Source organism: Pseudoalteromonas sp. C8 (assembly GCF_011378685.1).
GTDB classification, from domain to species: Bacteria; Pseudomonadota; Gammaproteobacteria; order Enterobacterales; family Alteromonadaceae; genus Pseudoalteromonas; species Pseudoalteromonas arctica.
On record NZ_WTKT01000006.1, the window covers coordinates 102,741 to 117,204 of the forward strand.

Annotated in this window: 12 protein-coding genes; 8 read left to right on the forward strand and 4 right to left on the reverse strand. The window is 37.6% G+C overall.

The window, feature by feature from the left end; all coding sequences use genetic code 11:
• From GQR39_RS07730 to GQR39_RS07740, 3 genes are all read right to left on the reverse strand, one after another.
• The gene (locus GQR39_RS07730; RefSeq protein ID WP_165735275.1) at positions 1 to 1,539 is read right to left on the reverse strand and encodes a Re/Si-specific NAD(P)(+) transhydrogenase subunit alpha; all 1,539 of its coding nucleotides are present in this window, start codon (positions 1,537 to 1,539) and stop codon (positions 1 to 3) included.
• Positions 1,540 to 1,657: 118 nt separating this feature from the next.
• Positions 1,658 to 2,677: an alcohol dehydrogenase AdhP gene (adhP, locus tag GQR39_RS07735; protein WP_197173245.1), complete on the reverse strand. Its 1,020-nt coding sequence runs from the start codon at positions 2,675 to 2,677 to the stop codon at positions 1,658 to 1,660.
• A 58-nt stretch (positions 2,678 to 2,735) separates the two neighbouring features.
• Positions 2,736 to 4,127 carry an NAD-dependent succinate-semialdehyde dehydrogenase gene (locus GQR39_RS07740; RefSeq protein WP_165735276.1) on the reverse strand — a complete coding sequence of 464 codons (1,392 nt, stop codon included), beginning with the start codon at positions 4,125 to 4,127 and terminating at the stop codon, positions 2,736 to 2,738.
• 387 nt (positions 4,128 to 4,514) lie between these two features.
• On the opposite strand from GQR39_RS07740, the gene GQR39_RS07745 reads away from it, so the two are divergent.
• The 3 genes from GQR39_RS07745 (at position 4,515) to GQR39_RS07755 (ending at position 9,323) form a co-directional block, all read left to right on the forward strand.
• Positions 4,515 to 6,815, forward strand: a complete 2,301-nt coding sequence (locus GQR39_RS07745) for a PAS domain S-box protein (RefSeq protein ID WP_231616840.1) — start codon at positions 4,515 to 4,517, stop codon at positions 6,813 to 6,815.
• A complete protein-coding gene (locus tag GQR39_RS07750) occupies positions 6,805 to 7,419 on the forward strand; it encodes a response regulator (protein WP_165735278.1) in 615 nt (204 codons plus the stop codon). Before GQR39_RS07745 ends, GQR39_RS07750 begins: the two co-directional genes overlap by 11 nt.
• A gap of 221 nt (positions 7,420 to 7,640) precedes the next feature.
• On the forward strand, positions 7,641 to 9,323 hold the full coding sequence (locus GQR39_RS07755; RefSeq protein WP_240918186.1) for an EAL domain-containing protein: 1,683 nt from the start codon (positions 7,641 to 7,643) through the stop codon (positions 9,321 to 9,323).
• Here GQR39_RS07755 and GQR39_RS07760 read toward each other — a convergent pair.
• Complete coding sequence (locus GQR39_RS07760) at positions 9,320 to 10,228, reverse strand: pyridoxal-phosphate dependent enzyme (protein WP_165735280.1); 909 nt, start codon at positions 10,226 to 10,228, stop codon at positions 9,320 to 9,322. The genes GQR39_RS07755 and GQR39_RS07760 overlap by 4 nt on opposite strands.
• Positions 10,229 to 10,304: 76 nt before the next feature.
• Here GQR39_RS07760 and GQR39_RS07765 point away from each other — a divergent pair, with 76 nt between their 5' ends.
• Genes GQR39_RS07765 through mshL form a run of 5 tightly spaced genes read left to right on the forward strand, consistent with a single transcriptional unit; the run spans position 10,305 to position 14,462 of the window.
• Positions 10,305 to 11,228, forward strand: coding sequence for an MSHA biogenesis protein MshI (locus GQR39_RS07765; protein WP_165735281.1), 924 nt, complete (start codon positions 10,305 to 10,307; stop codon positions 11,226 to 11,228).
• On the forward strand, positions 11,225 to 11,824 hold the full coding sequence (locus GQR39_RS07770) for a PilN domain-containing protein (protein ID WP_148263741.1): 600 nt from the start codon (positions 11,225 to 11,227) through the stop codon (positions 11,822 to 11,824). The genes GQR39_RS07765 and GQR39_RS07770 overlap by 4 nt, the downstream gene beginning before the upstream one ends.
• Positions 11,821 to 12,516: an agglutinin biogenesis protein MshJ gene (locus GQR39_RS07775; protein WP_165735282.1), complete on the forward strand. Its 696-nt coding sequence runs from the start codon at positions 11,821 to 11,823 to the stop codon at positions 12,514 to 12,516. The genes GQR39_RS07770 and GQR39_RS07775 overlap by 4 nt, the downstream gene beginning before the upstream one ends.
• The gene (locus GQR39_RS07780) at positions 12,494 to 12,820 is read left to right on the forward strand and encodes an agglutinin biogenesis protein MshK (RefSeq protein WP_024594540.1); all 327 of its coding nucleotides are present in this window, start codon (positions 12,494 to 12,496) and stop codon (positions 12,818 to 12,820) included. The genes GQR39_RS07775 and GQR39_RS07780 overlap by 23 nt, the downstream gene beginning before the upstream one ends.
• Positions 12,798 to 14,462: a pilus (MSHA type) biogenesis protein MshL gene (gene mshL, locus GQR39_RS07785; RefSeq protein ID WP_101217852.1), complete on the forward strand. Its 1,665-nt coding sequence runs from the start codon at positions 12,798 to 12,800 to the stop codon at positions 14,460 to 14,462. Before GQR39_RS07780 ends, mshL begins: the two co-directional genes overlap by 23 nt.
• Positions 14,463 to 14,464: the final 2 nt, after the last annotated feature.

Genomic DNA, 14,464 nt, shown 5'->3' on the forward strand with positions numbered 1-14,464 from the left:
TCACTTACGGAACATTTTGAGCATGCGATGTGTTACAGCAAAGCCGCCAACAATATTAATACTCGTAATTAACACGGTAAAAACGGCAAACCATTTAATGGTGTCGTCTGTTGAGCTTATTTGAATTAAAGCACCGATAACAATAATGCTTGAAATGGCATTGGTTACACTCATTAAAGGCGTATGTAGTGCAGGCGATACACTCCAAATAACCATATAACCTACAAAGCAGGCTAAGACAAAAACGGTAAAATGAGACATAAAATCAGCGGGTGCAACGCCACCAAGCCCAAGCAATGCTAATGCACCGATAGCGGCGCCAATTATAGGCCCAAATACCGATTTCTTTTTCTCAACAATAGTGGGTTTAGGTTTAGGTGTAGCCGCAACCTTTTTAGGGGGGGCAGATAGTGTGGGCGCTGGTGGCGGCCAAGTTGTTTTTCCTTCAGTACATATAGTTGCACCTAAAACAACGTCGTTTGTCATATCAACAAAGAGTTTGCCGTCTTTTTCTGGGGTCATTTCGGCTAACAGGTTGTATAAGTTATTACTGTATAATTGGCTCGATTGTGCAGCAAGGCGACTTGGTAAATCGGTGTAACCAATAATCGATACACCATGGCATACGGCAACCTTACCCGGAACTGTTAATTCACAGTTTCCACCTTGTTCGGCTGCAAGATCGACTATTACGCTGCCGCTCTTCATTGATGCAACCATCTCGCTGGTGATCAACTTAGGCGCTGGTTTTCCGGGTATGAGTGCGGTAGTAACAATTATATCAACGTCTTTAGCTTGCGCTGCAAACAATGCCATTTCGGCTTCGATAAATTCATCGCTCATTACTTTAGCGTAACCGCCTTCGCCTGAGCCGTCTTCATCTTTAAAGTCGAGCATTAAAAACTCAGCGTCCATGCTTTCAATTTGCTCTTTTACTTCAGCACGCGTATCAAATGAGCGAACAATTGCGCCCATACTTTTTGCAGCCCCAATAGCGGCTAAACCAGCAACACCGGCACCAATTACAAGTACCTTGGCGGGAGCAACTCTTCCTGCCGCTGTAATTTGTCCGGTAAAAAACCGGCCAAAATGTTGAGCTGCTTCTACAATTGCACGATAGCCTGATATGTTGGCCATTGAGCTGCGGGCATCCATTTTTTGTGCCCGAGAAATACGAGGAATGCTATCTATTGCAATGGCGGTGATACCACGCTGAGTTAAATCTTTTAGCATCTCTGGGTTTTGTGCCGGCCATAAAAAACAGATTAATGTTTGTCCGCTTTTTAGTAATGTATTTTCATCACCTTCAGGTGCTTGTACTTTTAGTACAATATCAGACTGTGCCCATACATCTTGTGCTGAGTTAACTATTTTACAACCAGCTTCACCATACGCATCATCGGCGTAATTAGCCGCCATTCCTGCACCAGTTTCAATGACAACATCAAAACCAAGCTTTGTTAATTTACTTACTACATCAGGGGTCGTCGCGACTCGTCGCTCGCCAGTGTGGATTTCTTTTGGAACACCAATTTTCATTGTCGAACCTCGATTTAAATGCCATGAAGAGGAATTAATATGTATCTAGGCGTTATGGAATTAGCGATACGATGAAATATGTTATTTACTAACATGAATCCACCGTATTTATTACTGTTTAAAGTGTAAAATCAATAACTACACGAGATGGTACTTTGCCATGTTCGAGTCTTTCAAATATTTCATTAATAGCGCTTAAAGGCTGTAATTCAATATCCGCTTTAACTTTGCCTTGTGCCGCAAAAGCGAGCGCTTCGGCCATATCTTTGCGGTTCCCAACAAATGATCCTTTAATAGTGATGCAATTTGCTACTACATCAAATAATGGCGTCGGAAACTCACCAGGCGGTAAGCCAACTAAAACACATGTACCGTGTTTACGGGTCATATTAACCCCCTGCTCAAATGCTGGTAGGGAAGGAGCCGTAATAAGTACGCCATGGGCGCCACCTTGCGTTATTTCTTTGACGGTGTCTGCTGCATTATCTGTTTTAGCATTTACGACTGCATCGGCGCCAAGTAAGGTTGCGTGTTCAAGCTTACCGTCATCAATATCTATCGCACACACTTTAAGACCCATCGCCTTGGCATATTGAATCGCTAAATGACCAAGTCCACCACAACCTGAAATTGCTACCCACTCACCTGGTTTAGCATCGGTTTCTTTAATACCTTTGTAAGTTGTAATACCAGCACAAATTATAGGGGCCGCTTGTACTGCTGATAAGCCATCAGGAATAAGTGCAACGTAATTAGGATCGGCAATAATATACTCGGCAAAACCACCATCTTTAGTGTAGCCACCAAACTCAGCATCAGGACATACTGGTTCATAAGCACTTAAGCAAAATTCACAGTGTCCACAAGCTGAATATAGCCACGGAACACCGACTCTATCGCCTACTTTTACGCTTGTAACACCTTCGCCAATTTTGGTAACTAGCCCAATGCCTTCATGGCCAGGAGTAAATGGTGGAGTTGGTTTTAATGGCCAATCACCGTTTGCTGCATGTAAATCTGTGTGGCATACACCGCAGGCTTCTGTTTTAACTAATATTTGCCCTGCATTAGGTGATGGAATATCTAAATCGCGTAGAACTAAAGGTTTGCCAAATTGCTCAACAACGGCTGCTTTCATTTTGTTATTCATAATCGTTCCTATTAATATTTAAGGGGTTTTTATTAAACTGCGCTATTTAAAATGGCGCATCAATGTCAACAACGTCGATTAGTTTGTGGTTAACAAACTCTTTAATACCCAAGCCAATTAGTTCACGACCATAACCAGAACGGCGAACACCACCAAATGGTAAGTCGGCTTTTACCATCGTTGGATGGTTTACAAACACCATGCCGGTAGATATTTTTTTGGCAACTTCTAAGCCATGATCAGGGTTTGACGTAAATACAGAGCCACCTAAGCCAAATGGAGAGTCGTTCGCAATTCTAATTGCGTCATCTTCATTTTTTGCACGAAATAACATAGACACAGGACCAAAGAATTCCCAGTTGCGAGCCGGATTATCTTCGCTAATATTCGTTAAAATAGTGGGTTGTACAAAGGCGCCTTGACTAGGTACTTTAGGACCCACTTCAGTGGCTATTGCACCAAGCTTGATCGCTTCGTTAATTTTAACTTTTAGTTCATCAGCTGCACCTTGTGATGACAATGGCGCCAAAGTTGTAGTGGGATCAAGCGGATCACCTGCTTGCAACTTAGCAACACCAGCAGTATAAAGTTCAACAAACTCATCATAAACTTCATCTTCGATGATCATTCGTTTAGACGATACACATACTTGTCCACCGTTCCAATGACGACCAAATACAGCCCAATTAACCGTTTTTTCCATTTCAGCGTCAGCAAGTACAACAAATGCATCTGCACCACCAAGTTCTAATGTAGACTTTTTAAGTGCTTTACCTGCGGTAGAAGCCACGATTGCACCAGCGCTTTCAGAACCGGTAAGTGCAACACCACGAACCAATGGATGAGAAATGATCATTTCTGTTTGGGAATGTGCGGCGTATAGGTTTTTAAAAGCGCCTTTAGGCAGACCAGCTTCGAGCATAAGTGCTTCAAATGCGGCTGCACATTGTGGAACAATGCCCGCATGCTTTAGTAGCATAGTGTTACCCGCTGACAATTGCGGCGCAATAATACGAGCAACTTGATAATACGGAAAATTCCATGGCTCAATGGCAAGCAATACACCAAGTGGTTCATGGATAATAATTGCCTCGCCTTCAGCTGGATCTGCAACGGGTAATTTTTCTGATGCGAGCAGTTTCTCAGCATTATTTGCGTAGTACTCTAAAATGGCTGCAGATAATTCAACTTCAGCCTTTGCTTCTGATGTTATTTTACCCATTTCTAGAGTTAATAAGTTGGCGTAACTAACTACATCTTTACGTAATAAATCAGCTGCTTTTTGCATTATTTTAGCGCGAGAAGAGAAAGGTGTTTTTTTCCATGATTGAAATGCAGAATCGGCATTTTCTATCGCTTGAGTAATTTCAGCATCAGTAGCATCAGGAAAGGTTTTTACAGCCTCACCTGTATATGGATTTGTTGTTGCATAGCTCATGATAATATCCTCAGTTAAATTAAATAAGACACTTATTTTAAAATGAATAACGCTTAGAAGCTGCGTGTATAATTATGGTAAAACAAGTACTAAAGTGAGGCTATTCGTGATGCTACGTAAATACATGTGGGAATCCACATCTTGAAAGTGTAATTATTTGATTTTATTTATTTTTAATCACCCAGTTAGTTCTTGACGCGGATGGGAGTGATAAAGGATTATAAAATAATGCAGTGCGTAGTGGGTAAACGCACTAGTTATTAATCAACGAGGCGCTAGTTTAAATTCATCATGAATTACAGTGATAAAAAATCGAAAATATTTTCCTCGTCCCAATTAGCTATTTTATTGTACGCAATAATAGTAGGAATACTGGTTACGTGTTTAATGATTTTTATAGTATTTCATATAGATTCCCAAGAGCGAATCCATATTGAACGAGTAACGCAAAATACTGCCCAAGGTATTAAAACACTGCTTAAAGATGATTTGGAAGGGCGAATAACATCACTGTCAGAGTTATCTAAGTTGTCTTCTATATCAAGCGATATGCCACAAGGTGATTGGGAAGTAATCAGTAAAACATTGTACGATTCGCAACATGGCTATCAAGCCATAGGTTGGATTGATAGATCATTACATGTGCGAAAAATAATACCAAAGCAAGGTAATGAAATAGCCATTGATTTTGATTTGGCATTAAATCCGCCTGCATTGTTAGCCGCAATAAAAGCACAAAATACAGAACAAGCAGTCGTCACAACACCTTTGCAATCTATTCATGGTGGAGAGGGGCTTGGAATATATATTCCTGTTTTTAACACGAATGTAAGGAGTCAAAAACTAGAAGGTTTTATTGCAAGTGCGTTGATTTTTGAACCTTATATTAAAACAGTTGTGCCTGCTTTTTTACTTAAGGAATATCATTTTACGCTGTTTATTGATGGGCAAAAAGTATATTCAGATCAAGCAAATTCATTTCCTGTTACAAGCATTTGGGATAAAAAAGCATCCTATGATTTACAAGGTCATAAGTGGGAGATAAGCATATCGCCTAGTGATGAGTTTTTGTATATTGCTCACTATAAAATCATGAGAATTTTAATTTCACTTGGTATTTTTATTGCTTTTTTAATTGTGTTGGCTGCTTATACTTATTTATTTGCACGCAGTAAAATAAAAGACGGGCGATATAAGATTGAATATTTATTAAAAAACCTTCCCGGCATGGCATATCAGTCTTTTAATACTATGAGCTGGCCTATGATACTGGTTAGTGATGGGTGTGAAAGTTTAACTGGTTATTCTCGAGCTGAGTTTAAAAAAAATAGAATGCTGTGGAGGGAAATAATACATTCAGATGATTATGAGCGAGTACAGGCGTCACTTACAGAAGCTGTCAAAGAAAAATGCTCCTTTGAACTTGAATATAGAATTAATACCAAAAATAGTGGGATCAAATTGGTGTGGGAAAAAGGAGGACCGGTTAGTTCTATTTTTAATGGTGAAGTTATTATTGAAGGATTTATTAATGATATTACCTCTATTAAGCAGGCTGAAGCTGACCTAATTAGTAGTTATGCTTTCTCTGATGCGGTAGTAAATTCAGTTGTTGAAGCCGTTATTACCATTGATCAATACGGGCTTATACAAAGTTTTAATTTTGCTGCGCAAGCTATGTTTGGTTATACCTCAGATGAAGTAAAAGATAAAAACGTAACAATATTAATGCCTACATCATTTAGCAAGCACCATGACCAGCATTTAGCTCAATATTTAAAAACGAAGCAGACGCATATTATTGGTGTGGGTCGTGAGCTTGTAGCTAAGCATAAAGATGGCACAACATTTCCAATTCACTTATCTGTAAGTGAAATACAGAATCATGAAAGTACAATGTTTGTAGGTTTGATTCGAGATATTACCAAGCAACGTGCGTCAGAAGACCAAGCTCGGCTTCATACTGAACAATTAGCGCATACAGAAAGGGTCAATGCATTGGGTGAAATGGCAGCAGGAATTGCACATGAAATAAATCAACCTCTGACGGCTATTTCTCTTTTTTCTCAGACGGCAAAAAACTTTTGTGAGAAAGGGAGGTTTGACAAACTCCCCTTAATATTTGAAAAACTAAGTTTACACTCTCGTCGAGCGGGAGCCGTTATTGAGCGTATGCAGTTAATGACCAAAAAAGGGCAACGATCAAAAGAAGTCATTGATTGTATATTTTTAATAAAAGAAGTAACAAACCTAGCAGAATCAGAAGCGCGACTTCGCAATATTACTGTCAGAATAATTACATGTGATGAACAAATTGATGTGTTTGTTGATCGGGTGCAAATAGAGCAGGTTATTCTTAATTTATTACGCAATGGTATGGAAGCTATGCAGTTAAATGCTTATAAAAATGATTCAAAAATAGAGCTCGAAATAAAATTGAATGAAGATAAATATGTTGAGATATCAGTGGCTGATACCGGTGCAGGGTTACCTGAAGAAATGAGAGAGAAGTTATTTAAACCCTTTTCATCAACCAAAGAAAATGGCACAGGCATCGGTCTATCTATATCTAAAAGCATTGTTGAAGAACATGGTGGGCATATTCACTTTTATGACAATAAGCCAACAGGAGCTATTTTTATGTTTACTTTGCCAACACATAATAGAGGAGTCGTTTATGAGCGATAAGCAAAGCGTTTTTATAATTGATGACGATGAAGGTATTCGTGAAGGGCTTGAAATACTACTAGACTCTATTGATATTGACGCTCGGAGCTTTAGTTCAGGCGCTGCGTTTTTGGATGTATATAATGAAACCATGGCTGGTTGCTTAGTATTGGATATACGTATGCCTAAAATGAGTGGTTTAGAGCTACAACAAAAACTTAAAGATTTAAATTGCTCATTACCAATAATATTTATTACCGGGCATGGTGATATCCCGATGGCTGTAGAAGCGATGCGTTTAGGAGCAATTGATTTTATTAGAAAACCATTTAATGAACAGCACTTGATTGACCGTATTAATGAGGCATTGGTACTTGATGAAAAACAACATGAAAAATCACTCGATAAGCATAAAAATAAGATTAATGTTGAATCGTTGTCGAGTCGAGAACGTGAAGTGTTTGAACGAGTGACTGATGGGGCAATGAATAAAGTAATCGCGTGCGATCTTAGTATTAGTGAACGCACCGTTGAAGTTCATCGCTCTCATGTAATGGAAAAATTAGGTGCTAAAACACTCGCTCAATTAGTGCGAAGTAAAATTATGTATGAGCAATTAAATTAATTATCAGTCCATCTATTTAATAATGCTGAAATGACACAGACTTTTAAACAGCCCCCATGTGGGCCTTTATTTAATATCTAACTAATTTAAACTATTATGTCTCGTTTATCAGAGTGTTTTTTGTTTAGCGCTATTAATAAACGTTTAAACTTAGTTTACAGCCTTGTACTTCTATAGATATTGAACAACACTTTAGTTAATAATTTAACGAGTGGCAGGCTATGCAAAAGAGTAAAATCTGGCTTTTAAAGTACTTCAAAGGCATCTCTTTTGTCTTATTTTTAATGATACTTATTAGTTTTAATTTCGTTCTAAATGATGCATTACATCAAAAAGTTCATGCTTCTGGGCAGCAGTTTGTTAAACACGTTTACGAGCTGAATTTATCTCCTTCTATAAACAATGAAGTGTTGGCCGCATTAGCTAAAAGTGAAGGTTTTGTGTTGGAAGTGCCAAAGCCTGCAGAGCATTTTAGGCATTTAGTGAATATAGAGCGCGAAGTTTTTTCTTACAAAACATTAAGTTTGAGCCTCTATCACTATCCTGCTTGGGTAACACAAAGTTACTTATTTATATTGCTAAACTTGATCATATTAGGCGCCGCTGGCTGGTCTTATCGTTGGTGGGGCTTATTGAATGTAAGCCGTAGAATTACGCCCAAAAATAAAATGATACAACCTACTAAAATTATTAAACAAAAACAAAATAAAATACGATTAATTAAACAAGTAAAAAAATGCGAATTAAGTTCTTTATATGGGGTTAATAGAGCATCACATAGCTTATTTTTACTCATTGAATGTGACTTTGATAAGAAAACCGATAAAGAAGCTATTTTTAAAGTGTTAATCACTAGAAAATTGATTGAATTTAAAGATGTGTCGGTAAAAATATTAAATTCCAGTTACTTAGCCGTCACCTTGCCACATATACCTACTCCCGAGTTAGACAGCTACGTTGAAAAGCTTCATCAGAGCGTGTTTTTACTATGCCAAAATTATCAAAAAAGTATGACTCATAAAAACATTAAAATAGGTGTGTGCGACTATCGATTAGGCGCAGATAAAATTGCGGTTTATCAGTTAGCAAAATCAGCACTTATGCTATCGCAAAACAGCTTAGTGCAGCATTCTCACCGCTTAGCGTTAAATTACTGTCAAGAAAAACCACTTTCTAGTAAGCAAGTTATCGAAAATATTAAAAAGAATAAATTTATATTATTCTTCCAGCCTTTATTTGAGCTCTCTAGCGGGGAAATTTTAGAACATGAAGCTCTTATCAGAGTTAGGCATAGCCAACTTGGATTACTAGCTGCTCGTTATTTTATTAATCAGGTTTATAGTAATCAAGACGCTTTAATATTAGATAAAGCTGTAATAACACAAGTTAAAAAGCTAATGCTGAGTGAATCTTCGGCCTTAACAGTTAGTGTAAATCTACACCCTAAAAATTGGTTTAATAATGTATTTTGGGAATGGTTACCTAGTCAAATAGCAGAGCTTAAATTAAGTGCTAAATTACAATTTGAAATAAGTGAGGTTGAGTTTTTTACTCATAGAGAATCGATAACTAATGCACTAAATATAATTAAAAAAAGCCGTTCACAAGTTGTGATTGATAATGTAAAAAGTAGTGAAAAAGTAGCTGTATTAGCTAATTATAACCAAGTATGCGGGCTTAAATTATCATACGAACTAATTCATTTATTAAATGAAAAAACTCAAAATCAAAGGCAAATAAAAAAGATAGTTGAAGCCGCAAACCTTTTAAATTTACCTGTATATGCCGTTGGTGTAGAAACTCAAAAAGAGTTATTTACGCTTGCCAAATTGGGAGTAGTGGGGGCTCAAGGGTTTTACTTTTCCGAGCCACTTCAAGAGTTTACGCAAGCGGTATTTAATTAAATTAATCCTCTATATTTAAGTCCATTTAGCCCCTGAAGCCCGCCAGTATGAACCGCAATAATTTTACTCCCAGATGGGAAATAATCTTGCTCGATAAGTTGCCACAATGCATACATCATTTTTCCGCTATAAATAGGCTCAAGCGGTAGATTATGTGTGCGGCTCATATCTTGGCAAAACTGCCATAACTCAGGTAAAAACTTACCATAGCCGCCACCATGAAACTCTGTGAGTAACTGCCAGTTGTTTTGATTATTAGCTTTAGCGCTCAGCTTTTTTATTTCTTCATTTAAATAATTAGCTTGTTTTAATACTGCTACACCAATCACTTGTGTTGTTGAAGCACTGCCTTCTATTAATCCAGCAAGCGTGCCACCACTACCGGTAGGGCACACTAAGTAGTTATGCTCAGGTAAGCTTTGTACTAACTCTTTACATCCTAATAAGGCGTGCTCGTTTGTACCACCTTCAGGAATAATATAAGCATTTGGAAAGCGCTCTTGCAGAGCATTAAGGTAATCGGTGTCGTGGCGTTTTCGATACTCTATACGATTAACTACATGTAGGTTCATACCACAATGTTTTGCAAATTGGATTGTTGGATTGTTGTTATCAAGTTCTGGTCCGCGAATAATCGCGCGAGTTTTTATATTAAATTCTTTTCCGGCAGCTGCACAGGCGTGAATATGGTTTGAAAACGCACCACCAAAAGTCAGAAGTTCTGTTTTATTTATCTTTTGCATGTACGCTAAATTATATTTTAATTTACGCCATTTATTGCCACTTATTAGCGGATGGAGCAAATCATCACGTTTTATACCTAAATAAATGTTTCTCTTTTTTAGAAACGAGCTATGTATTTGTTGAATATAGTTATTTTCATCTATTTTGAATGTTTCATGCATTTTTTGGGTTTTCAATTTGGCAAAGTAGTTAAAATGTACGACACTTATTTCATACACAATTAACAATAGTAGCTATATGAAAGAAAAGCTGTTTTCATGGTTAAATCGTAGTTTAGATCCAAATACAGCTATTGGTGTTGCAACTTACGCAGATACTGTTAACGCAGTATGTTTAAAAAAACAACGCGACCAATGGATGGTTCACAGTTCTCACAGTGTAAATGTGTCTGAGCAAACCGATTATACCGCTGCAATTGTTGCTTGTACAAATGAGGTTTCTACTGATATTTGTGCCGTTAATTTAGTCATACCGCACTACTTTTATCAAATAGTGCAAATGGATAAACCAAGCCTTAGTGATGAAGAAATCATTCAGTCACTCCCTTGGACTACAAAAGATTTAGTTGATATAGCGCCTGAAAATATTGTGGCTGATTTTATCGATTATCCAATAACATTACCGATGCAAAGCAGCAAAATGAATGTGTTTATTACGAATAAGCTGCAACTACTTCCGTTTATAGACAGTTTTGAACAAACTAAACCTGTTTTGCGTGCAATGACCTCTGAAGAAATGGTTTTAGTTACCTTGTTTGGCTCATACAAAGAGGCGCATATGCTGATTGTGCAACATGCTAATCATGAACCTCGAATCTTAATTATTCGTGATGGGCAATTAGTATTAGCTAGGCGATTAAATGGTTTTTTAGGTATTTCAGATAAGGATCAAAATCAAGAATTGGTAGAAGCGTTAGGATTAGAAATTCAGCGTTCTATGGACTTTTTTGAAAGCCAGCTCAAGCAACCACCAATTCGCAGCATTCAGTTACAGTGCGATGATTTATCCTCATTAACTCTTAGAGCCGGGCTTGCAGAGTTTTTACAAGTAAAAGTTGTAGATTTTGAGCCTAACTTAGAATTAGCGCAGCAATTAGAGCCAAATTTTTATTATGCGCTTGGGGCAGCCTATCAATTAACAGATCCTGAGTCTGTGCTATGAAAACCCGGATTAACTTTTATCAAAAAACCTTACGCGTACGGCGAGACCCAGTCCCTTTGTCTGGAATGATTACGTTGTGGTTAGGTGCGCTATTAATTATTGCAATCACGTGGGCTTTTTACAGTTATAAAACATATTCTAGTGAGCTTGATTTAGAACAAAATAGGCAATACCTCAAACAAGGAAAAGCTCAGTTAGAAGTTGTAAAACAGCAGTTAGCAGAGAAACAAAATAAAACACTCTTTATTAATGAGCTAAAAACACTTCAGCAAGAGGTTTTGCACAAGCAGCAAATATTTAGCTATTTAGAGGAAAGTTCAGATCAGTCTGCAACCGATTACGCTCAGGTAATGCACGATTTAGCGAAGTATCATGAACCTAATATTTGGCTGACCCACATTAAGTTTGTAGGGCAAAGTGTGACGCTTCAGGGTCAAACATCGCAATCAAAATTCTTACCAATTTGGTTTGATAATTTAAAACAGTCGCCATTTTTTATTGATAAAGAGTTTTCAGTTTTAGAGTTATCTACGCAAGCAGGTGTGAGTGAATTTAATGTAGCGACAGACCTTAGTGATGAGGGCGATAAACCATGAGCCAAACAATAAGTAGCCAGAATAATAAAAATAAAGGTTGGCCATTATGGGTTAAATACCAAGCTCAGTTTGCATCGCTGCAAAAACGTGAGAAGTATTCCACCTTATTTGTTGGTTTGTTTATAGTGATTTACCTCGGTCTCTGGTTCGTTATTTTTCCACAGCAAGATGAAGTTGCCAACATACGTTCAAAGCACAATACAACGCTGCAAGAGTTACAGCAGATAAATGCGCAACTCTCCATGTTAAACCAAGCACTAAACTACGACTACACTAAGGTTTTACGCGGTCAAATTGCACAAACCAGAGATGAATTAGCCGAAATAAATAATCAACTTAATAGTTTTAGTCAAGGCTTTGTAGCGGCTAAAAATGTACCTGCCGTTTTAAAAGATTTGCTCGTAGATAGTAGCGACGTAAAAGTGAGTAGCTTTAATGTCAAACCAGCACAGGCTATCGATGTAGAAAAACTAGGTGAACATGATACGCAAACATTATTTTTTGAGCATCAGATGGTCGTTACTTTAGAAGGTAGCTACTTTAGCTTACAAAAATATTTAGCCGCATTAAAAAATAATCAAGATAAGTTATTAATACAGGAGTTTAGTTATCAGGTACTAGAGTACCCTCAAGCTGAATTAACTTTACAAATTGCTACAGTGAGCGCTAATGAAAAATTTATCGCATTATAATTTATGTTTTTTATTACTTTTGTTCACTTTCGCACCCAGTGCATTAGCGCAATTACGCGATCCTACTCAACCAAATATGTATGTAAATAACAACAAGAGTGTAACTCAAAACACAGAACTTAAATTGCAATCTATTATTAAAAACAGTACAGCATTTAAGGCCATTATTTCAGGCCATATTTATCGAGTTGGTGATGCTGTAGATGATTTTCGGGTGCTAAGCATTAACTCAAAACAGGTTGTGTTAGCAAATGATGATAAACAAATAAAATTAGAATTATATGACTATGAAATTAAAAAATAATTTATCTCATCCGTGGCTTGTTCTTCTATTGTTACCTACATTTTTAACTGCGTGCCATAGCTTTAAACCAGGTAAAGAGGTTAAAAATCATATAGAGCAAGAGTTATCTGAAAGACCTACAGAGCCTAAAGTAATTGTGCCTTTACAAATGCCAAGCGAACTTACACAAAGCTTATTGTCATCTATAAATAATGAGCAAACTATAAGTGATGATTTATCTATAAAGCGTTTTGATGTTGCAGCAAATGATGTTGAAATAGGCGCTTTTTTTGCAGGCTTAACAGACGATACCCCTTTTAGTGTTGCTGTGCATCCTGAGGTAAATGGCACAATTAATTTAAATCTTAAAAGCGTTACGTTTAATGAAGTCATTAATGTTATTAAGCGTATGTATCCTTTAGATATTGTTAATGAAGGACGAATTGTACAAGTACTACCAGCCAAAATGCGCACAGAAACAATACCTGTAAATTATTTAATGATGCAACGCCATGGTCAGTCTACAGTGAGTGTTGTTGCTGGTGGGGTGAGTCAATTTGCACAAAGTGGCAGTGGTTCTAGTGGTTCGAGTTCAGGTAATAGTAACCAGCAAAATAGTGAATTTGGCGGCGATAATCAAAGCTTAGATTTGAATGGTTCTCGAATCCAAACAATTAATAAAAACGATTTTTGGAAGGAATTAGAAGTTGCCCTTAAGTCTTTAATTGGCGCAAGCGATGGGCGCTATGTTGTTGCAAGCCCACAAGCTAGTTTGGTAACCGTAAATGCATTACCAAGCGAAATTAGTCAGCTAAAAGAGTTTTTACGTCAAAGCCAAGAAAACCTGCAACGCCAAGTTATTTTAGAAGCAAAAATAATAGAAGTAACCTTAAAAGATGAGTACCAACAAGGGGTCAACTGGGAGCGCATAGCCAGTGGTTTAGAAGGCGGTATTTCGTTTGCTACAACAGCGGGTTCTACAATTAGTAATAGTATTTCGGCTGCCATTGGCGGAGCGTCATCGCTGACAATTCAAAAGGGTGACTTTAACGGGGTTATTAACTTGCTAGAAACCCAAGGTGATGTGCAGATGCTATCTAACCCTCGCGTTACGGCTACAAACAACCAAAAAGCAGTTATAAAAGTAGGGCAAGACGAATACTTTGTTACTAATGTATCAAGTACGACGGTAACTGGTACTGCTACAACTACCTCGCCTGAGATTGATTTAACACCGTTCTTTTCTGGTATTGCGCTTGATGTAACGCCGCAAATTGACAAGTACGGCTCAGTTATTTTGCATGTTCACCCTTCAGTAACTGAAACAGAAGAGCAGCTAAAGGTAATTACTTTAGACGATCAACGTTTTGAATTACCTCTAGCGCAGAGCAACATTCGAGAATCAGATACCGTTATTCGCGCTCAAAGTGGCGAAATAGTGGTTATTGGTGGTTTGATGCAAACGTCAACACAGGATGAAGAATCAAAAACACCCGTGCTGGGTGATATCCCCATATTTGGCAACTTATTCAAAAGTATTCGTAAACGCCAAGAGAAAAAAGAACTAATTATTTTAATCAAACCAACCGTTGTTATGCCCGATACTTGGAAAAAACAACAAGGTGAAAGCCGTCAGCTTTTAAAAACATGGTATGAAAACTAACT

What these genes read in the sequence shown, in the direction of transcription:
- GQR39_RS07775 (WP_165735282.1), top strand. Translation starts at nt 11,821, where the DNA reads ATGAGCCAAACAATAAGTAGCCAGAATAATAAAAATAAAGGTTGGCCA.
- GQR39_RS07740 (WP_165735276.1), bottom strand. Translation starts at nt 4,127, where the DNA reads ATGAGCTATGCAACAACAAATCCATATACAGGTGAGGCTGTAAAAACC.
- GQR39_RS07730 (WP_165735275.1), bottom strand. Translation starts at nt 1,539, where the DNA reads ATGAAAATTGGTGTTCCAAAAGAAATCCACACTGGCGAGCGACGAGTC.
- GQR39_RS07770 (WP_148263741.1), top strand. Translation starts at nt 11,225, where the DNA reads ATGAAAACCCGGATTAACTTTTATCAAAAAACCTTACGCGTACGGCGA.
- adhP (WP_197173245.1), bottom strand. Translation starts at nt 2,677, where the DNA reads ATGAAAGCAGCCGTTGTTGAGCAATTTGGCAAACCTTTAGTTCTACGC.
- GQR39_RS07760 (WP_165735280.1), bottom strand. Translation starts at nt 10,228, where the DNA reads ATGCATGAAACATTCAAAATAGATGAAAATAACTATATTCAACAAATA.
- GQR39_RS07745 (WP_231616840.1), top strand. Translation starts at nt 4,515, where the DNA reads ATGATTTTTATAGTATTTCATATAGATTCCCAAGAGCGAATCCATATT.
- mshL (WP_101217852.1), top strand. Translation starts at nt 12,798, where the DNA reads ATGACTATGAAATTAAAAAATAATTTATCTCATCCGTGGCTTGTTCTT.
- GQR39_RS07755 (WP_240918186.1), top strand. Translation starts at nt 7,641, where the DNA reads ATGCAAAAGAGTAAAATCTGGCTTTTAAAGTACTTCAAAGGCATCTCT.
- GQR39_RS07765 (WP_165735281.1), top strand. Translation starts at nt 10,305, where the DNA reads ATGAAAGAAAAGCTGTTTTCATGGTTAAATCGTAGTTTAGATCCAAAT.
- GQR39_RS07750 (WP_165735278.1), top strand. Translation starts at nt 6,805, where the DNA reads ATGAGCGATAAGCAAAGCGTTTTTATAATTGATGACGATGAAGGTATT.
- GQR39_RS07780 (WP_024594540.1), top strand. Translation starts at nt 12,494, where the DNA reads ATGAAAAATTTATCGCATTATAATTTATGTTTTTTATTACTTTTGTTC.